Source organism: Halomonas sp. S3-1-1, assembly GCF_023757625.1.
Lineage (GTDB): Bacteria > Pseudomonadota > Gammaproteobacteria > Pseudomonadales > Halomonadaceae > Vreelandella.
The window spans coordinates 649,817-670,805 of record NZ_JALGBZ010000003.1 but is presented as its reverse complement, the minus strand read 5'-3'; the positions used below and the strand labels follow the sequence as shown (position 1 = coordinate 670,805).

Genomic DNA, 20,989 nt, shown 5'->3' with positions numbered 1-20,989 from the left:
TTGTCGCGATGGATCTCAGTCACACGAGTAAGGGGCACTCCCATGCCAGTAGCGGAACAAAAACCGGAAGCGTCCACATCCTTCACTCCGTACGAGCCGGCACCGGGTGAAGAGTACATGAACGACAAGCAGCTTGCGCACTTTCGCCAGCTGCTGCTCAACTGGAAGCAGGACCTCATGGAAGAGGTGGACCGCACCGTGCGCCACCTGCAGGAAGACGCCAATAACTACGCCGACCCCGCCGACCGGGCGACCCAGGAAGAGGGCTTTAGCCTGGAACTGCGTACCCGGGATCGCGAGCGCAAGCTTTTGAAAAAGATCAACGAGACCATCGAGAACATCGACGAGGACGACTACGGCTTTTGCGAGGCCTGCGGCGTCGAGATCGGTATTCGTCGTTTGGAAGCGCGCCCCACCGCCACGCTCTGCGTGGACTGCAAAACGCTGGCCGAGCTCAAGGAGAAGCAGCTCGGCGGCTAAGCACCGCCTCGATGTCTTGAAAGCGGGCACCCTCATGGGTGCCCGTTTTTTATGGCTTGCCGGGTAATTTCACCTGCCGCATCATGGCGTTTATGACCACTTTTTCTCGCTACCGGGGCCGCTTTGCGCCCACGCCCTCCGGCCCGCTGCACTTTGGCTCATTAGTGGCGGCGCTTGGAAGCTATCTGGACGCCCGCGCCGCCGGCGGGCAGTGGCTCGTGCGCATCGAGGACATTGATCCGCCGCGCTGCCCACCGGGCACGGACACCACCATTTTGCGCCAGCTCGAGGCGTTCGGCCTGCACTGGGACGGCGCAGTGGTGTGGCAAAGCGCCCGCGGCGATGCCTACCAGTCGGCGCTCGAGCGCCTTCGCGAGCAGGGCCTGACGTATCCTTGCAGCTGCTCGCGCAAGCAGTGGCAGGGCCACGACGTCTACCCTGGCTGGTGTCGCGACGGCCCTGGCGAGCCTGGCAAACCCATCGCCTGGCGGCTTCGAAGCGATCTTGGCCAGCGCCCAATCGCTTGGCCGGACCGTCTCTTTGGTGAGCAGCGCTTCGACCCGGCGGATCTGGGCGACGTGGTGCTCAAGCGCAAGGATGGCCTTTGGGCGTACCAGCTCGCCGTGGTGGTGGACGACGGCGACCAACATATCAGCGATATCGTGCGCGGGGTCGATCTGCTCGATAACACGCCCTGGCAGGTTCAGCTTCAAACGGCACTGGGCTACCCGGTACCGCGCTATCTGCACCTGCCGCTGGTGATGTCGCCAGACGGCCAGAAGCTCTCCAAGCAGAACCTGGCGCCGGCGCTTGCAAGCGAGCCTGCTGCCATCGCCCGCCAGCTTTTCCAGGCGATCGAGACGCTCGACCAGGCGCCACCCGCCGAGCTCGACGGCGCCGCGCCCGCCGAGCAGCTCGCCTGGGCGGTGGCGCACTGGCGCGTCGAGCGCGTCACACCCGCCGCCGAGCGGCCTATCCCCAGCGCGCACAGGGAAGAGAATTGACATGTACGTCTATCGCCTGCTGCTGTTTCTGGTGTTCGGCGGCTATCTGCTGTCGCCGATATTGATGGGCGGCTGGAACGAGCCGGGCACCGCCTGGTACCGGCCGTTTTTGATCTGGGGCGCTTTAATCGCGCTGACGCTGTGGCTCGAACAGAAAAGGAAGCTGGATGAGCGCTGAGCTGGTCGTCGTTCTCGGTCTGGGCCTTGGCTACTTCGCGCTGTTACTCGGCTGCGGGGTGGCGATCGAGCGCGGGCGAATTCCGGTACGCGTGACCCGCCATCCGCTGGTCTACACCCTGGCACTCGGCATCTACGCCAGCGCCTGGGCGGTATACGCCAGTATCGAGTTCGCCTCGCAGGCGGGCTTTGGCTATCTCGCCTACTACCTGGGCGCGGCCGGCGCGTTTTTGCTCGCCCCGGTGCTGCTGGTGCCGATCCAGCGCATCACGCGCACCTATCAGCTCTCTTCGATCGCCGACCTGTTCGCGTTTCGCTTTCGCTCGCGCTGGGTGGGATCGCTGGTCACGCTGTTGAGCCTGTTAGCGGTGCTGCCGCTGTTGGGGATTCAGGTCAAAACCCTGAGCGAGGCGGTCTTCCATCTGACCCAAAGCCGCTACAGCGATGGTGTCGCGCTGCTGTTTTGCGCCGCCATCGCGCTCGCGGCGATTCTCTGCGGCGCGCGCCACCGTCACCAGCACCGTCACGATACGCTGCTGGGCATTTTGGCGCTGGAGTCACTCATCAAACTCGCGGCGATGCTGGCGCTCGGCGGCGTGGCGCTTTGGTGGGTGTTCAGCGGCCCACAGGATCTGCAGCAGTGGCTCGACGGCCCGGGAGCCGCGCTTCAGGCCGCCACGCCCAGGCTCGAATCTGCCCAGTGGCGTACGCTGCTGCTGCTGTTCTTCGCCGCCGCCTTCATGATGCCGCATCTTTTTCAGATCACCTTCGCCGAAAACCTGTCGCGCCATACGCTGTTGCAAGCGAGCTGGACGTTGCCCCTTTATCTACTGCTGCTGGCGCTGCCGGTGCCGCTGGTGTGGTGGGCGGCGCAGTCGATTGCCAGCGAGATACCGCTGCCCGCCTACGCCGCTTACCTGCTTTCCAGCCACTGGGGCGTTGGGTCGCTCGCCTTTGTCGCCGGGCTCGCCGCGGCCAGCGGCACCATGATCATGATGGCGCTGTCGCTCTCCGGTATGGTGCTCAACCACGGCGTGCTCGTCGCCCGGCCGCCGGAGGCGCGCAGCAACCTTTACGGCTGGCTCTTGTGGCTTCGTCGCGCGCTGATCGTGGCGGTGGTGGCCAGCGGCTGGCTCTTTGCCGAGGGCATCAGCCGCGATCACACCCTGACCGATTTGGGCCTGGCGGCGTTCGTCGGCATCGCCCAGTGCCTGCCGGGCATGCTGGCGCTGCTCTACTGGCCCGGCGCCAACCGCAACGGCATGGTCGCAGGGCTCATTGGCGGCGCGCTGATCTGGCTCTGGGGGCTTTGGCTGCCGCTGCTGCTAAAAGCGCCCTTGCCGGCGCTGGTTTTCATCGACCTGATGCCCCCGGGTGCGCCGGACTGGTACACCACCACGCTGATTTCGCTTTCGGTCAACATCGTGCTGCTGATCGTGGTATCGCTTTTCACTCGCACCTCGGAAGGCGAGCGCAGCGCCGCCGAGGCCTGCTCGGTGGACGCGGTGATTCGCTCCAAGCGCCTGCCGTTGGAAGCCGCCAGCGCCCGCGACTTTCAAGCACCGCTGGCCCAAGCCCTGGGCGACGAAGCCGCCGACCGCGAGGTCGCACGGGCGCTCAAGGCGCTCAACCTCGGCCCGGAGGAGCGCCGCCCCTACGCGCTGCGCCGGCTGCGCGACCGCATTCAGGCGAACCTTTCCGGGCTGATGGGGCCGTCGGTGGCCCGCGACATCGTCGACCGCTATCTGCCCTACCGCCACGACGACACGCCGGGCACCGACGACATCCACTTCGTCGAGAGCCGACTTGAGGCCTACCGCTCACGGCTAACAGGCCTTGCCCGCGAACTCGACGGCTTGCGCCGCCACCACCGCCAGACGCTGGCTTATCTGCCGGTCGGGCTTTGCGTGCTCGGCGATGACGACGAACTCACGCTCTGGAACCAGGCGCTGTCCGAGCTCTCGGGTATCAGCGGCGAAAGCGTCATCGGCGCTCACCGCGACAGCCTGCCCGCTCCCTGGCCGGCGCTTCTGGCCCAGGCGCTCAGCGCCACCGGCGCGCCGCTGTATAAACAGCCGGTCAATCTGCACGGCCGCGATCATTTCCTCACGCTGCACAAGGCGGCGCTGAGCGGGCTCGATAGCCGCGGCGGCAGCGTCATCCTCGTCGAGGATCACACCGAAATGAAGTGGCTGGAGGAGGAGCTGGTGCACGCCGCGCGGCTTGCCTCGATCGGCCAGCTCGCCGCCGGGGTCGCTCACGAAATCGGCAACCCCATTACCGGCATTTCGTCGCTTGCTCAGAATCTGCGCTTCGACACCGACGACCCGGCGCTGCTGGAAACCGCCGACCATATCCAGACACTGACCGAGCGGGTGAGTAAGATCGTCAACTCACTGGTCGGCTTCGCCCACGGCGGGCGCCAGGCGCTGGCCCCGCCCGCCGAACCGGTCGCGCTGGGTCAAATCACCGACGACGCGCTGCACTTGATCCACCTGGCCCGCTCGGGCGAGGATGTCACCTTCGATAACGCATGCCCAGCCACACTCATGGTTCAGGGCGATCGCCAGCGTTTGACCCAGGTGATGGTGAATCTATTGGGTAACGCCCGGGACGCCTGTCAGGCGCCGGGGCGGGTCACCGTCGAGGCCGGCGAACACAACGGGCTTGTGTGGTGGCGAGTGACCGACAATGGCGAAGGCATTGCGCCGAGCGTGAAGGATCATTTGTTCGAGCCCTTCACCACCACCAAGGCGCCGGGGGAAGGCACCGGGCTTGGGCTGTCGGTGGCCTACCAAATCATCAGCGAACATCAGGGCCGGATCGAGTGCGCCTCGCCCCCCAGCGGACAATCGCGCGGCACCGCCATGACGCTATGGCTGCCGCTTTACCAACAGGATGATCGACCCGCACATGGCCAGGATACTGATTGTTGAAGACGAAGCGATTATTCGCAGCGCCCTGAAGCGCCTTCTGGAACGCAGCCAGTTCGAGGTCGTTGAGGCCGACAGCGTCGAGCAGGCCCAAACGCATGCACTGTCGGAGTTCGATCTTATCATTAGCGATCTGCGCCTGCCCGGGGCCCCGGGCACCGCGCTGATCGAGGCCGCCGCCCCGGCGCCGGTACTGATGATGACCAGCTACGCCAGCATGCGCTCGGCCATCGAGGCGCTCAAGCTCGGCGCGGTGGACTACGTCGCCAAGCCGTTTGATCACGACGAACTGCTCGAAACCGTTCAGGGCATCCTGCACAAGCGCGCCATGGCCTCGGGCAGCGCCCCCTCGATCACCGACGAACGCGGCACCCGATCGATGATGATCGGCGACTGCGCCGCCATGCAGCACGTCTACACGCGCATCACAAAGACCGCGCCGGCGGACGTCAGCGTGCTGATCCAGGGCGAGTCCGGCACCGGCAAGGAGCTGGTTGCCCGAGCGCTTCACCAGCAGAGCAAGCGCGCCCAGGCCCCCTTGATCTGCGTCAACTGCGCCGCTATTCCCGAAACGCTGATCGAATCCGAGCTGTTCGGCCACGAAAAAGGCGCCTTCACCGGCGCCAGCGCCGCCCGCACGGGGCTGGTCGAAGCCGCCGACGGCGGCACACTGTTTCTCGACGAAATCGGCGAGCTTCCCCTGGATGCCCAGGCGCGGCTTCTGCGCGTGCTGCAGGAGGGCGAAATCCGCAAGATCGGCTCCGTCGAAACCCGCCATGTGGATATCCGCCTGATCACCGCTACCCACCGCGATCTGCGCGCGCTGTCCAAAAGCGGCGAGTTTCGCCTGGATCTTTACTACCGCTTGAACGTCATGCAAATCGCGCTACCCCCGCTTCGCGAGCGCGACGAGGACGTGCTGAAAATCGCCGACATCCTGCTGGAGAAAGCCTGCAAGCGCCACGAACGCCAAGGCCTACGGCTCTCCCGCGCCGCGCGCCAGGACCTGCAGGACTACCCCTGGCCCGGTAACGTGCGCGAGCTGGAAAACGCCCTGGAGCGCGGCGTGATTCTCGCAGAAGGCCACCTGATTCACCCGGACGACTTGGGCCTTGGCCCGGTGACCCACCGCCCGGCCCCTCCCGCCGCGTCGGATTCCCAGGAGGCGCTCGAAGACGAAGAGGATCTGTCCCTCGAGGACTATTTTCAGCATTTCGTTTTGGAGCACCAGGATCAGATGAGCGAAACCGAGCTTGCACAAAAACTGGGCATCAGCCGTAAAAACCTGTGGGAGCGGCGTCAGCGGCTGGGCATTCCGCGCAAAAAGACCGCCAAGCGCCCGGATCAGGGCTAGAAAAAGCTCATCTCTGAAACTGCGCTACATCGCTTACAACTAACGTCCAATAGCCTGATTTGAAAAAGAAATATCCTGAATTTAGCTTTTTTGCCCTGTTACCTTCCCACACACCAAGGGTTAAAAAACGCCGTTTTGGAGGTAACACTTCAAGCGCCTGGCCCGCGCAAAATTTTCTGAAATTTTACAAGCCAATGAAATAGCGCTTTTTTTCAACAAGTGGCACGGCAGGTGCAGTATTACTCGGTAAGAAGAATAAATCGGGCAGCGGTTTGATAGAGCTCACAACAATAACAACGAGCCGTACCGCGAAAACCTCGCCACAACAAAAACAACAGGGCGAGGGTGAGACAAGGCACCAATAACAACAAATGGCTAACGTCTCAGAAAGTGCTGGCGCCATGAGTGGCGCAAGAATAACAACAATCGATAGCAAAGCCCGAAAATGGACGCGACGTACGCAGGAGACGACGAATAACAACAAGCGTTTCGAGCCGTACACCCCGGAGCCAACAACAACTCGCCGGGAGAGAAAAGTTCGCGGTTGGATTATTGCTTTGAATACGAGGCGGTCAAGGCCTGGCAAGACGAGGCCCAATAAGTACAGCTTTTTGACTGCGGTGCGTATTCAGGGCGATGTGCCATCATGAAGAAAAACAGCAGCATGGATGCTGAACTAAACGAATTGACAGGGGAGGCCCACTTGGCCTCCCCTTTCCGCGTCTGGGCACTCTGTTTTACGGTACCTCGACGACCTTGCTCTGAAAACCGTGCCTTTGAGAGCGTGTCTTGAAGATCGCGCTAAAAAGCGTTAAATCGCGGCGATCCACCCGCCAACGCGCGGTGTTTTTGGCAATCCCGGTTTCAATGCTTTGCAAGGCGTTGGGGGTCGGCTACACTCGTCGACTTATCATTTACCAAATCTTTTGTTAAATACCCTACGTTTTAACTGCGAGTCGATACCATCGCATGTTTAGAGGACTTACCCGTTTTTTACCTGGTTCGGGAGAGCAATTGAAAAAACTGCTCGATTCCCCAGACAGCCCCGTCGAGGCCCTGACGCCCCAAGTCATCCCCCGCTCCGAGCACCCTGTGTCGCGCAAGCAGATCAGCGATGCCGCCTTGAAAGTTCTTTATCGATTGGACGGCGCGGGCTATGAGGCCTACCTGGTCGGCGGCTGCATCCGCGATGCTCTGCTGGGTGAAACGCCCAAGGATTTCGACGTCGCGACCAACGCCACGCCCGAGCAGGTGCGCGACCTTTTCCGCAACTCACGGCTGATCGGCCGGCGCTTTCGCATCGTTCACGTACGCTTCGGGCGCGAGATCATCGAAGTCACGACCTTTCGCGGCAAACCCCAGGACGAGCACGGTGACAATATCGCCCAGCAGTCCGACGATGGGCTGCTGCTTCGCGACAACGTCTGGGGCAGCATCGAAGAGGATGCGCTGCGTCGCGACTTCACCGTCAACGCGCTCTATTACAGCATCGCCGACTTCTCGATCCACGACTTCGCCGGCGGCATTGGCGACATTAACGCGCGCATGCTGCGCCTGATCGGCGACCCGGCGACCCGCTATCGCGAGGACCCGGTGCGCATGCTGCGCGCGGTGCGCTTTGCCGCCAAGCTCGGCTTCGAAATCGCCCCGGACACCGAAGCACCGATGTACGATCTTGCCCCGCTTTTGCTGCAAATTCCGCCGGCGCGGCTGTTCGACGAAGCGCTCAAGCTCTTCATGTCCGGCCAGGGGCTGCTCACCTTCCAACTGCTCAGCCACTACGGCCTGTTCGGCATGCTCTTCCCCGAAGCCGAAGAGGCGATGGCGGACGCGGCCTGGGTCGAAACGCTGATCGAGCAGGCGCTGAGAAACACCGACCAGCGCATCGCCAATGACCGCCCAGTCACCCCGGCGTTTCTGTTCGCGGCGTTTTTGTGGGGGCCGGTGGCGCTTCGTGCCGCGGCGCTTGAAAACGAGGGCATGCCTGCGGTACCCGCGCTGCAAACCGCGTCCCAGCAGGTGGTCATGCGCCAGCTTCAGCACATCTCGATTCCCAAGCGTTTCGGCATGCCGATGCGCGAAATTTGGGAGCTGCAGGCGCGCCTGCCCCAGCGCCGCGGCAAGCGCGCGTTCCAGAGTCGCGAGCATCCGCGCTTTCGCGCCGCTTTCGATCTGCTGCTGCTGCGCGAGCAGGCCGGTGAAATTCCCCGCGGTCTAGGCGACTGGTGGGAAGCGTTCCAGCAGGGCGACGAGCACGAACAGCGCCGCCTTTTGCAAAAGGTCGGCGGCGACCCAGCAAGCCAGGGCGACCGACGGCGCAAGAAACGCCGCAAGCCGTCGCGCAAGCCCGATTGATGAGTGGCATGCAGATCGCACGGGCTTATATAGGCCTTGGCAGCAACCTCGACGAGCCGGTGAGCCAGGTACGCCTGGCGATAAAAGAGCTTGGTGAGATGCCGCTAAGCAGCGTCAAGGCTGCGTCGTCGCTCTACGCCAGCCGCCCGGTCGGCCCCCAGGATCAGCCGGACTTCGTCAACGCCGTCGTCGAGCTCGAGACCGCGCTTTCACCGCTTGCGCTTTTGGATCAGCTTCAGGGTCTCGAGCAGCGCCACCGCCGCCGTCGGCTCAGGCACTGGGGCCCGCGCACTCTCGATCTGGATCTTTTGCTTTTCAACGATGCCTGTATCGAGCATCGGCGCCTTAAAGTGCCCCACCCGCACATGCGAGAGCGCGCCTTCGTACTGGTGCCGCTCAAGGAGCTTAACCCCACGCTCACCGTGTTCGAGCGCCCGCTCGAACACTGGCTCCAGCGCATCGCTGAGCCCGGCCTTCAGCGGATGGTCGAGGATGGCCCGGGCTAGACCTTTTGCCCGCTCGACACCGCGCGCTTTCCCGGGTAACAATCGGGCCCTCTATCGCGAACCGACGAATGCTCCAGCATTCCCCTGGACAGAGAGCCCGCCATGAAACCCGTCACCATCAGCACTCTCAGCGCCTTGAAGCGCGCCAACGAGCCGTTTAGCTGCCTGACCGCCTATGATGCCTCCTTTGCAAGCGCGGCCAGCCGCGCCGGCATCGAGGTGCTGCTGGTAGGCGACTCGCTGGGTATGGTGCTGCAAGGCCACACCAGCACCCTTCCCGTGACCGTCGACGATATCTGCTACCACACCGAGTGCGCCGCCCGCGGCAAGGACGGAAGCCTGTTGATGGTGGATGTGCCCTTCATGAGCAATGCCTCGACCGACACTCTTTTGAAGGATGCCGGACGGCTGATGCGCGCCGGCGCCGAAATGGTCAAGGTCGAAGGCGAGGCGTGGATGGCCGACGGCGTGCGCGAGCTGACCCGCCGGGGCGTGCCGGTGTGCGCGCACTTGGGGCTAACGCCGCAAGCCGTGCATCAGCTCGGCGGCTACAAGGTGCAGGGCCGCGACGCCGCGGCGGCCGAGCGTATCCTGAACGATGCCAACACGCTGGTGGACGCCGGCGCATCAATCATCCTGCTCGAGTGCGTGCCGGCAAGCCTTGGCAAGGCCGTGACCGAGGCGCTGTCGGTGCCGGTGATCGGTATCGGCGCCGGCCCCGATACCGATGGGCAAATACTGGTAATGCACGACGTGCTCGGCGTCACCCACGGCCACACGCCGCGGTTCGTCAAAAACTTCATGATTGATGCCGACAGCATCCTGGGGGCCTTCGAGGGCTATCACGCGGCGGTCAAAAGCCGCGCCTTTCCCGCCGCCGAGCACTGCTTTTAACCGCTCATTCGGGCACTCACCTCTTTTTTAACCTTCAAGCTTCACTGCCAGGCGATTTCACCATGCGCACGCTGCACGACTTAACCGATTTACGCGCCACGCTCACCCAGCACCGCCACGCCGGAAAGCGCATCGCTCTGGTGCCCACCATGGGCAACCTGCACGCCGGCCACGTGGCGCTGTTGGAAACCGCGCGCCGCCACGCTGATATCGTGGTGGCGAGTCTGTTCGTCAACCCGATGCAGTTCGGCCCCACGGAAGATCTCGACGCCTACCCGCGCACGCTGGATGCGGACCAGGCCAAACTCACCGAGGCCGGCTGCGATCTGCTGTTCGCCCCGTCCGCCGCCGCGCTCTACCCCAACGGGCTGGAGGGCCAGACCCGGGTGCAGGTGCCCGTGGTGTCCGAGGGGCTTTGCGGGCGCGCGCGCCCTGGCCACTTCGACGGCGTGGCGACCGTCGTGACCCTGCTGTTCAACCTGGTGCAGCCGGACATCGCCCTGTTCGGCGAGAAGGATTACCAGCAGTTGGCGGTCATTCGAAAGCTTACGGCGGATCTGCACCTGCCGATCGAGATACTGGGCGTTGCGACCCAGCGCGCCGAGGATGGACTGGCGCTCTCATCGCGCAACGGCTATTTAAACGAGGCCGAGCGCGCCACCGCCCCGGCGCTTTACCAAACGCTCACGTCGGCCAAAGCGGCGCTCGAGCGCGGCGAGCCGGCCCCAACCGTGCTTGACCGGGCGATTGCCGCACTCGGCGCGGCGGGCTTTGCGCCGGATTACGTAGAGCTCAAAAGCGCCGAGCTCGGCCCGGTCACGCCGCAGACGCGCGAGGCCATTTTGCTGGCCGCGGCCAAACTCGGCCCGGCGCGGCTGATCGATAACGTCCGCGTCACGCTGGGCCAATAGCCTACGCAACCCGGCGGCGCGCGAGCCAATGGCGTATTGTCGCAACGCACAACTTTCCCTATGCTGAAAGAACACGCTTGAAACAACCAGGTTGAAACAATCAGGCGCTTAAAATAACCAAACGCTTGAAACAGCTAACGCTTGAAAAAAACAGGCGCGTTCACAGGCCCACGGCCTTATTCATATCGGGAGTTCTGTCATGCAAGAAGTGGTCATTGTCGCCGCACGGCGCACCGCGGTGGGTAGCTTCGGCGGCTCGCTCGCGGGTATTTCTGCAAGCGATCTCGGCTCATACGTCATCAAGGACATTCTCACCTCCACCGGCGTCTCGCCGGACCAGGTCAATGAAGTGCTGCTGGGCCAGGTGCTGACCGCCGGTGTCGGCCAGAACCCGGCGCGCCAGGCCTCGATCAAGGCAGGCCTGCCGGACTCCGTTCCGGCCATGACCATCAACAAGGTATGCGGCTCCGGGCTCAAGGCGGTGCATCTGGCAACGCAAGCGATCCTCTGCGGCGACGCCGACCTGATCATCGCCGGCGGCCAGGAGAACATGTCCGCCTCGCCCCACGTACTGCCTCACTCGCGCCAGGGCCAGCGCATGGGCGACTGGAAAGCGATCGACACCATGGTGCACGACGGCCTGTGGGACGCCTTCAACGACTACCATATGGGCATCACCGCGGAGAACCTGGCCGAGAAGTACGGCATCACTCGCGAGCAAATGGACGAATTCGCCGCCCAGTCGCAGCAGAACGCCTCCAACGCGATCAAGGAAGGCAAGTTCAAGAGCCAGATCGTGCCGGTCGAGATTCCCCAGCGCAAGGGCGACCCGATCGTGTTCGACACCGATGAGAACCCGCGCGAAGTCACCGCCGAGAAGCTTGCCGGCATGAAGCCCGCGTTCAAGAAAGACGGCACTGTGACCGCAGGCAACGCTTCGTCACTCAACGACGGCGCCGCGGTGGTCATGGTCTGCTCCGCCGAGAAGGCGAAAGAGCTGGGCCTCGAGCCGCTGGCGCGTATCAAGGCCTACGCCAATGCCGGCGTGGATCCGGCGATCATGGGCATCGGCCCAGCACCGGCGACCCGGCGCTGCCTGGAGAAAGCGGGCTGGAGCCTTGAGGACCTGGACCTGGTCGAAGCCAACGAAGCCTTTGCCGCCCAGGCGATGTCGGTCAACAAGGAGCTTGGCTGGGACGTCTCGAAAGTGAACGTCAACGGCGGCGCCATCGCCCTTGGCCACCCCATCGGCGCCTCGGGCTGTCGCGTGCTGGTCTCCTTGATTCACGAGATGATCGCCCGCGACGCCAAGAAGGGCCTCGCGACGCTGTGCATCGGCGGCGGTCAGGGCGTGGCGCTGGCGATCGAGCGCTAGTAAACCTGACCAGCAGTAAATTAAAAAGCCTCGGCAATTTGCCGAGGCTTTTTGGTTATCTCGCATCCAGACGCGACCGGAAGTAGCCCTACGCGGGGGTCTTTCGCCAGGGATGGCGAAAGTAGCGTACAGGGAGGTATTCACAGCGCCCCCGCGTAGGGCTGCTTTCGGGCCACCGTTCTTGAAACCCGCAACCTCCAGATTCGACCCTCAGCGAATCCGCCCCCCGTTGACCAGCCTTGACGGCGTGCGCGCGACCAGCACCACGCCGATCAGAAACAACACCGCGGCGGCCCACATGGTGGTGGGCAGGCTCGTGGCGTCGACTACTCGCCCGCCGATCAGCGCCCCGACCCCGATCGACATGTTGAACACGAACGCCATCAGCGCGGTGGCCGCTTCGGTATTCGGCGCGGTGCGCAGTATCCAGGTCTGGATGCTCACCGAGATGCTGCCAAAGATCGCCCCCCACACCATTAACAGCGCCACGCCGCTGACCGGCTGGGTGCCCAGCAGCGGGTAGCTGGCCACTACCAGCAGCAACAGTACCGGAATGGCCAGCACGGCGGCGTAGGGGTTGCGCGCCGCCTTCATGCCTGCCACCACGTTACCGATGAGGCCGGCGGCACCGTAGAGCAGCAGCAGAGTGCTGACATTGCGCTGCTCGATACCGCTGATATTCTGCAGAATCGGGCTGATGAAGGTGTAGGCAACAAAGTGGCCCACGACCACGCAGGCGGTGGTGAGCACCGCTACTCGCACGCCGCGGTTGAACACCTGCTGGAAGAGCATGCCAAGGCGTACCGGCTCCCGAGGCGGTAGCGCCGGCAGCCACAGCCAGATCAGCCCGGCGGTCAGCAGGCTAAAGCCGCCAAGCCCGCCGAACACCCAGCGCCAGCTGCTGATATCCCCAAGTAGCGTGCCCAGCGGCACGCCGAGCACCGAGGCCGCGGTCACGCCGCCGAAAATGATCGTCATCGCGCGGGCAACCTTCTCCTCGGGCACGAGCCTGGGGGCGATGCTGCCGGCGATGGCCCAAAAGCCGCCGATACTCATGCCGATCAGCGCACGCGCAGCCAGCAGCAACACAAAGCTTTCCGCCATCGCCGAGAGCACGCTTCCAAGCGTCATGCTGATCATCAGGCCAGTGAGCATCACCCGCCGATCGAGCCGGCCTACCGCCACCGGCAGAAGCGGTGCGGAGAGCGCCGCCACCACGCCGGGCACCGTCACCATCAGCCCGGCGGTCCCCTCGGTGACCCCCAGATCCAGCGCCACCTGGGAGAGCAGCCCAATCGGTAGCTGCTCGGCGGTCACCAGTAGAAAGATGCCACTCATGACCGCAATGACCGCCCACCACCTTGCCTGCTGCTCCATGCCCTCTCCTAACGTCCTGCGTATCCAAACGATTCCGCCCCCGCAGCCTGGGGCTGCGGGGGCGGAGTGAACACCGCGGCTACGATTACTCGGCGGCGCTTTCGCTCTGCGCGGCGAAGGCCGCTTTCTCTTCCTCGGTGATCTCCTTGATGGAGAGCTTCACGCGGTTGCGGTTGTCGATGTCGAGCACCTTGACCACCACGTCGTCGCCTTCGTTGAGGAAGTCGCGTACGTTGTTGACGCGCTCGGCAACGATTTGCGAGATGTGCACCAGCCCGTCGGTGCCCGGCATGATGTTCACGAACGCGCCGAAGTCGGCGATCCGCACGACCTTGCCGTTGTAGAGCTTGCCGATCTCGGCTTCCGCGGTGATCGCCAGTACCGTGTCGATCGCAGCCTTGGCCGCTTTCTTGTCTTCGGCGTAAATACGCACAGTGCCGTCATCGTCGAGATCGATAGACGCGCCGGTGTCTTCGCAAATCTTGCGAATGGTCGCGCCGCCCTTGCCGATGACGTCGCGGATCTTCTCCGGGTCGATCTTGATGGTGGCCATCGACGGCGCGTTCTCGGACACCTCGGTGCGGCTATGGTTGATCACGGCGTTCATCTGCTCGAGGATCGCGATGCGCGCGTGGTGGGCCTGCTGCAGCGCGGTCTCCATGATCTCTTCGTTGATGCCTTCGATCTTGATGTCCATCTGCAGGGCCGTAACGCCCTCTTCGGAACCCGCGACCTTGAAGTCCATATCGCCGAGGTGATCTTCGTCACCCAGGATATCGGTCAGCACCGCGTAGCCTTCCGGGTCCTTGACCAGACCCATGGCGATACCGGCGACCGGCGCTTTCAGCGGAACACCCGCGTCCATCAGCGCCAGCGAAGAGCCGCACACCGAGGCCATGGAGCTCGAGCCGTTGGATTCGGTGATTTCGGAGACCACGCGAATGGTGTAGGGAAATTCGTCTTCAGAGGGCAGCATCGCCTGCACACCGCGGCGCGCCAAGCGACCGTGACCGATTTCACGACGCTTCGGCCCGCCCATGAAGCCGGCTTCGCCCACCGAGTAGGGGGGGAAGTTGTAGTGCAGCATGAAGCGGTCCTTGCGCTCGCCTTCCAGCGACTCGATTAGCTGCGAATCGCGCAGCGTGCCGAGGGTCGCGACGGCGATCGCCTGGGTCTCGCCGCGTGTGAACACCGCCGAGCCGTGGGTTTTGGGCAGCACGCCGACTTCGATGGCAAGCGGACGAACGGTAGTGTTGTCGCGACCGTCGATACGCGGCTCACCCTTGACCACTCGCGAGCGCACCACGCGCTTCTCGAGGCTCGAGAACGCGCCCTTCACTTCGTCGCGGTCGAACTTGTCGTTGACCGGCTCACCGTCGACGGCGCCCAGCGCTTCGATGGCCTGCTCTTTCAGCGTGGCCAGCGCGTCCTGACGCTCCATTTTGTCGGTGATGCGGTAGGCTTCGCCCACCTTCGTTTCGAACTGCTCGGCCATGGCGGACTTGAGCGCGGCGTTCTCTTCAGCGGCCTGCCACTCCCAGCGCGGCTTGCCGGCTTGCTGGGTCAGCTCCTGAATGGCGCTGATGGCGACCTGCATTTCCTGATGGCCGTAAAGCACGGCGCCGAGCATCTCGTCTTCCAGAAGCTCCTGGGCTTCGGATTCGACCATCAGCACGGCGTTCTGGGTGCCGGCAACGACCATGTTGAGCTCGGAGGTAGCAAGCTCTTCGACGGTCGGGTTCAAAAAGTAACCCTGCTCTTCGCTGAAGCCGACACGCGCCGCGCCGATCGGGCCGTTAAACGGCACGCCGGAGATCGAAAGCGCCGCCGAGGTGCCGAGCATCGCCGCGATATCCGGGTCGTGATTACGATCGGTGGAAAGAACGGTACAGATCACCTGCACTTCGTTCATGAAGCCCTTCGGGAAAAGCGGACGGATCGGCCGGTCGATAAGGCGCGACGTCAGCGTCTCTTTCTCGGTGGGGCGCCCTTCACGCTTGAAGAAGCCGCCGGGAATCTTGCCGACCGCGTAGGTCTTTTCCTGGTAATGCACCGACAGCGGGAAGAAAGCCTGATGAGGGCTGACTTCTTTCTTGGCGACGACAGTACACAGCACCACGGTGTCGTCCATGGTGACCATAACGGCACCGCTTGCCTGGCGGGCGATGCGCCCGGTTTCCAGGGTGACGGTGCTGCGGCCAAATTGAAACGTCTTTTTTACCGGATTCACGGCGACTTCCTTTAACATGAAATAGCTACTTGTCTTTTCTGGGGTCGTTTTGCCTGCCACTATTCTAGGCGGTGTAGCCTTCAAGGGCCACCAGAAACCCGAAATAGCCCCGCGCCGGGCCTCACTCTCTGCCCTCACCATCGGCGGTGGTGTATTCTTTTTGCCCATGAGACTAGAGCCCCCGGCGACCACGCCCGAGAAAATCGGTTTTCTGCTGCTGCCGCGCTTCGCCATGGTCGCCTTCTTCTCGGCCATCGAGCCGCTGCGCATTGCCAATCGCCTCAGCGGCACAACGCTGTTCCAGTGGCAGGTAATCAGCCGCGATGGAGCGTCGGTGATCGCCTCCAACGGCATGTCCTTGGAGGTCGACACGCCGATGCAGAGCGCCACCAGCGTCACGAGCCTGGCGGTGTGCGCAAGCTTCGAGCCGCTGCGCGCCATCGACGACGTGCTGCTCGACTGGCTGCGCGCGCAAAAGGAGTGCGTGCTGGGCGGCGTCGATACCGGCTGCTACGCACTGGCTGCCGCCGGACTCCTGGACGACTCGACGGTGACGCTGCACTGGGAGTGCCTGCCGGATTTTCGCCGCCGCTTCCCCCATGTCGATGCAGTCGAGTCGGTGTTCGAGGTCGATAGTTCAAGCTTTTCCTGCGCCGGCGGTAGCGCGGCGATCGACATGAGCCTGGACCTGATTCGCCGCCGCCACGGCGAGGCGCTGTGCGCCCGGGTGCGCGAGCAGTTGATCCACGATCAGGGGCGCCTGCCCGCTAGCCGCCAGCGCGACCCTGTCACGCCTGCCAACCCGCTGCTCGAACGGGCAATCGCGCTGATGGAGAGCCGGCTCGAGTCGCCGCTGCCGGTCAGCGCGCTGGCTCAAGAGCTTGGCATCTCATGGCGCCGGCTCGAACGGCTCTTCTCTCAGCACTTGGGCACCTCGCCACAGCGCGCTTACCAGGCCAAGCGCCTCGAGCACGCCCACCAGCTTCTGAGCACCACCTCGCTCAGCGTCGTTCAGGTGGGGCTTGCCTGCGGCTTCGCCTCGCCTTCGAGCTTCGCCCGCGCCTTTCGCCGCCAGCACGGCGTTACGCCCAGCCAGCTACGCCAACGGGGAGTGTCGAATCGTGCATAGTCGGCGTCGAATCTGGTCGCGTCGAGGCAGGTAAAGGACGCCATACTCGGCGGATCTTACAACGCCAAGGAGGCTCCATGACGACCGCGACCGCTTCTCTCGATCTGCCCTGTACGCCGGACTACGACGCCTGGCCGGTGGAGGCGAGTATCGCCTCGGTAAGCGCCACACCGCGTATCGTGACCCTGCGTTGGAGCGATGGACGGGAGAGCCGCTACCACAGCATCTGGCTGCGCGAAAATGCCGCCGACGACACCACCATCAACCCGGCCACCCGCGAGCGTATTTTGGATCTTTCGCAGCTTTCCGGCTGGCCCGAGGTTGAGCGCGCCGAGATTGACGCCGCTGGCGCCTTGGCGGTTACCTTCGCCCCCGATAACAGTCGCCTGCGCTTTCACCCAGGCTGGCTGCGCGCCCACGACTACGACAATGCCGACGACCCCGAAGCGCCGCTGGTACCGGTGACGCTATGGCACGGCGGCCCGGAGAGCGTGGCGGACACCCTCGACGCATCAGGGCTGCTCGAAAGCGACGCGGGGAGTGATGAAGAGGAACGCATTCTAAAGCCGGCGCTCGAAAGTGTGCTGGGCAAGGGATTGGTGCGCCTGCGCGGTCTGCCCACCGAGCCCGGCTCACTCGAGGCCATCGCCCGGCGAATCGGACCGGTGCGTCCGACCAATTTTGGCCAGCTGTTCGACGTGAAGGCCAAGCCCAACCCGGACTCCAACGCCTATACCTCGATCGCGCTACCGCCACATACGGACCTACCGACCCGCGAGTATCATCCGGGCCTGCAGATGTTGCACTGTCTGGAGAACAGCGTCGAGGGCGGCCAGGCGGTAATGCTCGACGGTTTCGCTGTCGCTGAGGCGCTGCGCGCGCGCCACCCCGCCGCCTTCGAGACGCTGACCCGCGTGCACTGGTGCTATGCCAATACCGCTCGGGTCACCGACTACGTCTGGTACTCGCCGATGATTCGCCTGAACGAGCGCGGCGAGCTGCTCGAAGTGCGCATCGCCGACTTTCTACGCGGGCCGCTGCAGGCGCCCTTCGACGAGGTCGAGACTGCCTACGCGGCGCTGATGATGCTGCAGCGGCTGCTGCGCGAACCCGAATTCGCCCTGCGCTTCAGCTACGCGCCGGGGGATCTGGTGATCTTTGACAACCGCCGGCTGCTGCACGCCCGCGACGCCTTCGAGGGCAGCACCGGACACCGCTGGCTGCAAGGATGTTACATGGAGCGCGACGAAGTCCGCTCGCGCTATCGGATGTGTCAGCGCCGCGAGCGCGAGATGCACTTGATCTCGAGATAAGCCTCGAGCCCGGCCGGGCCGAGCTCCCGGCCGATGCCGCTGCGCTTCATGCCGCCCCAACTGCCCTGGGGCGGCGCAATTTGGTCGCTATTACACCAGACGTTGCCTACCTCCAGGCGCCGAGCGATCGCCTCGGCACGATCATCGCTTCCCGCGACCACCGTCGCCGCCAAGCCAAAGTCGCTGTCGTTGGCAAGCGCGATCGCTTCGTCGTCGCCCGCCACGTGTCGCGCGCAAAGCAGCGGCCCGAAGATCTCTTCGCGCCACAGGGCGCTGTCGGTAGGCACATCGCGATAGAGCCGCGGGGCGACGAAAAAGCCGCTGGCCGGATGTGGCGCAAGCGTGGTGCGGCTTTCGAGCCCGGTCTCGCGGGCGCGGTCGATGAAGGCCTCGATACGCTCACGCTGAAGGGCGCTGACCACCGGTCCCATGTCGGTGTTCGGTGCGTTTGGGTCGCCCAGACGCAGCGCCTGCATGGCGGCGTCGATTCTCTCGAACAGCGCTTCGCTTACGCTTTCATGGACCAGCAGCCGGCTGGTAGCCGAACACATCTGCCCGGCGTTGTAGCAGATGCCGTTGATCACCAGTTCACAGGCGAGGTCGAGATCCGCGTCCTCGGTGACGATGATCGGCGACTTGCCGCCGAGTTCGAGTGACACCGGGCGCGTGCCGTGAGCCGCGGCGCGCATCACCGCCTCGCCCACGGCGTTGCTGCCGGTGAAGGAGAGCTTGTCGATGCCCGGATGATCGCCGAGCGCGGCGCCGACGTTGGCGCCATCGCCAAGCAGCAGGTTGAATACCCCCGCCGGGACCCCCGCCTCGTGCATTACCTCGGCGAGCACGCGCTCGGGCAGCGGCGTCACTTCCGAAGGCTTGAACACCACGGTGCAGCCCGCGGCGAGCGCCGGGGCGAGCTTCCAGGCGCTGCTCACCAGTGGGAAGTTCCAAGGCGTGATCAGCCCCGCCACCCCGACCGGCTCCCAGTAGCGGCGCACCTCCAGCTCCGCCTGCTCGCCAGGCTCTCGCTGGCCCTGGCGCTCGCCAAGCGCTGCTGCTGCCTCGGCGTAGTAGCGGTAGCAAGCGATGGCATCGTCGAGATCCTGATGCGCCTCCGCAAGTGGCTTGCCGTTGTTGAGACTCGACATCGCCACCAGCGGCTCACGCCTGGCAGCGAGCCCTTCGGCGATCGCTGCCAGGCACTCGCCCCGGCGCGCCGCCGAGGTGGCCCGCCAGCCGGGCAGCGCCCGTCGCGCCGCCGCCACCGCGGCATCGACGTCCCGCGCATCGCCCCGGGTCACGCGGGCAATGACGCCGCCGTCGAAGGGGTTGGTGACGTCGAGCAGCGCCGTGCCCCGGCTTGGCTGCCAGGCGTTGTCGATGAACTGCTCGTCGAGAGTGGGGATAGACGAGAGAGGGGAATATGCGGACATCGCGCAGATCCTTTTTTCCGTGCGTTTAGCGAACAGGCAGCCAGCGGCGTGAGCGCGGCCGCATGCCGGGGAAGTTGATCTCCACCAGACGCAGCGTCGCCGTCAGTACCACGGTGGTAGCCAGATAAATACCGGCGATCAGCAGCAGCGGCTCGTAGACCAGAAAGGTTTCGTCGCGGATGATGTTGGCGGCCTGTAACAGATCCATCAGTGCGATGGTCGAGACCAGCGGAATCGACTTGAGCAGCAGGATCATCTCGCCGGTAAGCGTGGGCAGACAGAGCTGGATCGCTCGGGGCAGCCAGAGCCTCACGAGCACCTGACGCCCGGAGAGGCCAAAGGCGCGGCCGGCTTCCAACTCGCCCGGCGGCACGCTCAGCATGGCCCCGCGAATCACCTCGCCGGAGTAGGCGCCAACGCTGCAGATGAAGGTCACCGCACCGAAGAAGAACGGGTCGCGCATCAGCGGCCAGATCCAGGTCTCGCGAAGCCCTGGCACCCCTTCCAGCAGGTGGCCGACGCCGTAGTAGAAGAAGAACAGCTGCACCAGCAAGGGCGTGCCGCGAATCACGCTTGAAAAAGCCGCGGCGAACCAGGCAAGAGGGCGCGGACCGCGCAGGCGCGCCAGCGCCACGCCCACGGCGAGCAGTTGCCCGCCCACTGCAGAGACCAGCAGCAGCCATAGCGTGTTGACGAAACCCTGCCACAAATACTCCTGATAGAACGGGTCGCTGAGCCAGGAAAAATCCATTCAAGCCTCCACCGGTTGAGTGCGGCGCGCGCGGCGCTCCAGGCGCGCGAACAGCGCCGTGGAGCTCAGCGTGATCACAAGGTAAATGGCGCCCGCCGCAGCGTAGAAGAGAAAATAGGCGCGGCTGCTGGCCGCGGCTTGCTGGATGGTGAAGAACAGCTCGTTAAAGCCGATCACGCTGATCAGAGCGGTATCCTTGATCAGAATTAGCCAGAGATTCGACATCCCCGGCAGTGCGTTGGGCAGCATGGCCGGCAGCACGAAGCGGTGAAAGCGCGTCCAGCGCGAAAAGCCGAAAGCATCGGCCGCCTCCAACTGGCCTTTGGGGATGGCCAGGATAGCGCCGCGAAACACCTCGGTCATGTAGGCGCCCTGAACGAAGGCGAGCACGCCCACGGCGGTGGCGAAGCCGGTCAAGCGCACGCCATCGACGCCCAGCAGGGCGAGCAGCGTGCCCAGCGCTTCGCTGCCGGCGTAGTAGAGCAGCAAAATCAGCAACAGCTCTGGCACGGCGCGAATGGAGGTGGAGTAAGCGATGGCAACGCCGCGAAGCGGTGCCCAGGGGCTCAGCTTGGCGGCCGCGCCAATCAGCCCCAGCAGTAAACCGATCGCGTAAGCCAATACGGCGATCTTTATCGTGGCCAGCGCGCCGTTGAAAATCGGGCCGGCCCAATCGGCGAGCCCTTCCGACATCATGGGTGTCATGATCGACGACATCCTCGGTCTAGCTTGTAAAAAAGGCGTGACTCAAAAGCGCCCGGTGACTTTGC

Annotated in this window: 17 protein-coding genes; 12 read left to right on the top strand and 5 right to left on the bottom strand. The window is 64.2% G+C overall.

The window, feature by feature from the left end; all coding sequences use genetic code 11:
* Positions 1-42: 42 nt before the first annotated feature.
* From dksA to MQW23_RS12385, 10 genes are all read left to right on the top strand, one after another.
* Positions 43-480 (top strand): RNA polymerase-binding protein DksA, encoded by a 438-nt coding sequence (gene dksA, locus MQW23_RS12430; RefSeq protein ID WP_252108446.1) that lies wholly within the window; start codon positions 43-45, stop codon positions 478-480.
* A 92-nt stretch (positions 481-572) separates the two neighbouring features.
* A complete protein-coding gene (gluQRS, locus tag MQW23_RS12425) occupies positions 573-1,484 on the top strand; it encodes a tRNA glutamyl-Q(34) synthetase GluQRS (RefSeq protein WP_252108444.1) in 912 nt (303 codons plus the stop codon).
* Position 1,485: 1 nt separating this feature from the next.
* Positions 1,486-1,662, top strand: coding sequence for a hypothetical protein (locus MQW23_RS12420; RefSeq protein WP_252108443.1), 177 nt, complete (start codon positions 1,486-1,488; stop codon positions 1,660-1,662).
* Positions 1,652-4,597 carry an ATP-binding protein gene (locus MQW23_RS12415; protein WP_252108442.1) on the top strand — a complete coding sequence of 982 codons (2,946 nt, stop codon included), beginning with the start codon at positions 1,652-1,654 and terminating at the stop codon, positions 4,595-4,597. The genes MQW23_RS12420 and MQW23_RS12415 overlap by 11 nt, the downstream gene beginning before the upstream one ends.
* Positions 4,575-5,948, top strand: coding sequence for a sigma-54-dependent transcriptional regulator (locus tag MQW23_RS12410; RefSeq protein ID WP_252108441.1), 1,374 nt, complete (start codon positions 4,575-4,577; stop codon positions 5,946-5,948). Before MQW23_RS12415 ends, MQW23_RS12410 begins: the two co-directional genes overlap by 23 nt.
* Positions 5,949-6,917: 969 nt before the next feature.
* The gene (pcnB, locus tag MQW23_RS12405) at positions 6,918-8,303 is read left to right on the top strand and encodes a polynucleotide adenylyltransferase PcnB (RefSeq protein WP_252108440.1); all 1,386 of its coding nucleotides are present in this window, start codon (positions 6,918-6,920) and stop codon (positions 8,301-8,303) included.
* 8 nt (positions 8,304-8,311) lie between these two features.
* Positions 8,312-8,809, top strand: coding sequence for a 2-amino-4-hydroxy-6-hydroxymethyldihydropteridine diphosphokinase (gene folK / locus MQW23_RS12400; RefSeq protein ID WP_252108439.1), 498 nt, complete (start codon positions 8,312-8,314; stop codon positions 8,807-8,809).
* Between the two features lie 102 nt (positions 8,810-8,911).
* Positions 8,912-9,703: a 3-methyl-2-oxobutanoate hydroxymethyltransferase gene (gene panB / locus MQW23_RS12395; protein WP_252108438.1), complete on the top strand. Its 792-nt coding sequence runs from the start codon at positions 8,912-8,914 to the stop codon at positions 9,701-9,703.
* Positions 9,704-9,765: 62 nt separating this feature from the next.
* Entirely contained in the window at positions 9,766-10,614 is an 849-nt protein-coding gene (gene panC / locus MQW23_RS12390) for a pantoate--beta-alanine ligase (RefSeq protein WP_252108437.1), read from the top strand.
* A 199-nt stretch (positions 10,615-10,813) separates the two neighbouring features.
* A complete protein-coding gene (locus tag MQW23_RS12385; protein WP_252108433.1) occupies positions 10,814-11,989 on the top strand; it encodes an acetyl-CoA C-acetyltransferase in 1,176 nt (391 codons plus the stop codon).
* Positions 11,990-12,199: 210 nt separating this feature from the next.
* On the opposite strand, the gene MQW23_RS12380 is transcribed toward MQW23_RS12385, so the two are convergent.
* Together MQW23_RS12380 and pnp are read right to left on the bottom strand one after the other, a co-directional pair.
* Positions 12,200-13,366: an MFS transporter gene (locus MQW23_RS12380; protein WP_252108431.1), complete on the bottom strand. Its 1,167-nt coding sequence runs from the start codon at positions 13,364-13,366 to the stop codon at positions 12,200-12,202.
* A gap of 85 nt (positions 13,367-13,451) precedes the next feature.
* Positions 13,452-15,614 carry a polyribonucleotide nucleotidyltransferase gene (gene pnp, locus MQW23_RS12375; protein WP_252108429.1) on the bottom strand — a complete coding sequence of 721 codons (2,163 nt, stop codon included), beginning with the start codon at positions 15,612-15,614 and terminating at the stop codon, positions 13,452-13,454.
* A 148-nt stretch (positions 15,615-15,762) separates the two neighbouring features.
* Here pnp and MQW23_RS12370 point away from each other — a divergent pair, with 148 nt between their 5' ends.
* Positions 15,763-16,725 carry a GlxA family transcriptional regulator gene (locus tag MQW23_RS12370; RefSeq protein ID WP_252108426.1) on the top strand — a complete coding sequence of 321 codons (963 nt, stop codon included), beginning with the start codon at positions 15,763-15,765 and terminating at the stop codon, positions 16,723-16,725.
* 77 nt (positions 16,726-16,802) lie between these two features.
* Positions 16,803-18,038 (top strand): TauD/TfdA family dioxygenase, encoded by a 1,236-nt coding sequence (locus MQW23_RS12365; RefSeq protein WP_252108424.1) that lies wholly within the window; start codon positions 16,803-16,805, stop codon positions 18,036-18,038.
* Here the strand turns inward: MQW23_RS12365 and MQW23_RS12360 are convergent.
* From MQW23_RS12360 to MQW23_RS12350, 3 genes are read right to left on the bottom strand one after another with little or no spacing between them, the layout of a single operon-like run.
* Positions 17,999-19,468 carry an aldehyde dehydrogenase family protein gene (locus tag MQW23_RS12360; protein WP_252108422.1) on the bottom strand — a complete coding sequence of 490 codons (1,470 nt, stop codon included), beginning with the start codon at positions 19,466-19,468 and terminating at the stop codon, positions 17,999-18,001. The genes MQW23_RS12365 and MQW23_RS12360 overlap by 40 nt on opposite strands.
* Before the next feature lie 25 nt (positions 19,469-19,493).
* Positions 19,494-20,219: an ABC transporter permease gene (locus tag MQW23_RS12355; protein ID WP_252108421.1), complete on the bottom strand. Its 726-nt coding sequence runs from the start codon at positions 20,217-20,219 to the stop codon at positions 19,494-19,496.
* Positions 20,220-20,924 (bottom strand): ABC transporter permease, encoded by a 705-nt coding sequence (locus MQW23_RS12350; RefSeq protein WP_252108419.1) that lies wholly within the window; start codon positions 20,922-20,924, stop codon positions 20,220-20,222.
* Positions 20,925-20,989 lie beyond the last annotated feature (65 nt).

Bases quoted from the DNA above. Each gene is read 5' to 3' on its own strand.
- MQW23_RS12380 (WP_252108431.1), bottom strand. From the start codon at position 13,366: ATGGAGCAGCAGGCAAGGTGGTGGGCGGTCATTGCGGTCATGAGTGGC.
- folK (WP_252108439.1), top strand. From the start codon at position 8,312: ATGCAGATCGCACGGGCTTATATAGGCCTTGGCAGCAACCTCGACGAG.
- MQW23_RS12420 (WP_252108443.1), top strand. From the start codon at position 1,486: ATGTACGTCTATCGCCTGCTGCTGTTTCTGGTGTTCGGCGGCTATCTG.
- MQW23_RS12355 (WP_252108421.1), bottom strand. From the start codon at position 20,219: ATGGATTTTTCCTGGCTCAGCGACCCGTTCTATCAGGAGTATTTGTGG.
- pcnB (WP_252108440.1), top strand. From the start codon at position 6,918: ATGTTTAGAGGACTTACCCGTTTTTTACCTGGTTCGGGAGAGCAATTG.
- MQW23_RS12370 (WP_252108426.1), top strand. From the start codon at position 15,763: ATGAGACTAGAGCCCCCGGCGACCACGCCCGAGAAAATCGGTTTTCTG.
- MQW23_RS12415 (WP_252108442.1), top strand. From the start codon at position 1,652: ATGAGCGCTGAGCTGGTCGTCGTTCTCGGTCTGGGCCTTGGCTACTTC.
- MQW23_RS12410 (WP_252108441.1), top strand. From the start codon at position 4,575: ATGGCCAGGATACTGATTGTTGAAGACGAAGCGATTATTCGCAGCGCC.
- MQW23_RS12385 (WP_252108433.1), top strand. From the start codon at position 10,814: ATGCAAGAAGTGGTCATTGTCGCCGCACGGCGCACCGCGGTGGGTAGC.
- panB (WP_252108438.1), top strand. From the start codon at position 8,912: ATGAAACCCGTCACCATCAGCACTCTCAGCGCCTTGAAGCGCGCCAAC.
- MQW23_RS12365 (WP_252108424.1), top strand. From the start codon at position 16,803: ATGACGACCGCGACCGCTTCTCTCGATCTGCCCTGTACGCCGGACTAC.
- panC (WP_252108437.1), top strand. From the start codon at position 9,766: ATGCGCACGCTGCACGACTTAACCGATTTACGCGCCACGCTCACCCAG.
- pnp (WP_252108429.1), bottom strand. From the start codon at position 15,614: ATGTTAAAGGAAGTCGCCGTGAATCCGGTAAAAAAGACGTTTCAATTT.
- MQW23_RS12350 (WP_252108419.1), bottom strand. From the start codon at position 20,924: ATGACACCCATGATGTCGGAAGGGCTCGCCGATTGGGCCGGCCCGATT.
- MQW23_RS12360 (WP_252108422.1), bottom strand. From the start codon at position 19,468: ATGTCCGCATATTCCCCTCTCTCGTCTATCCCCACTCTCGACGAGCAG.
- dksA (WP_252108446.1), top strand. From the start codon at position 43: ATGCCAGTAGCGGAACAAAAACCGGAAGCGTCCACATCCTTCACTCCG.
- gluQRS (WP_252108444.1), top strand. From the start codon at position 573: ATGACCACTTTTTCTCGCTACCGGGGCCGCTTTGCGCCCACGCCCTCC.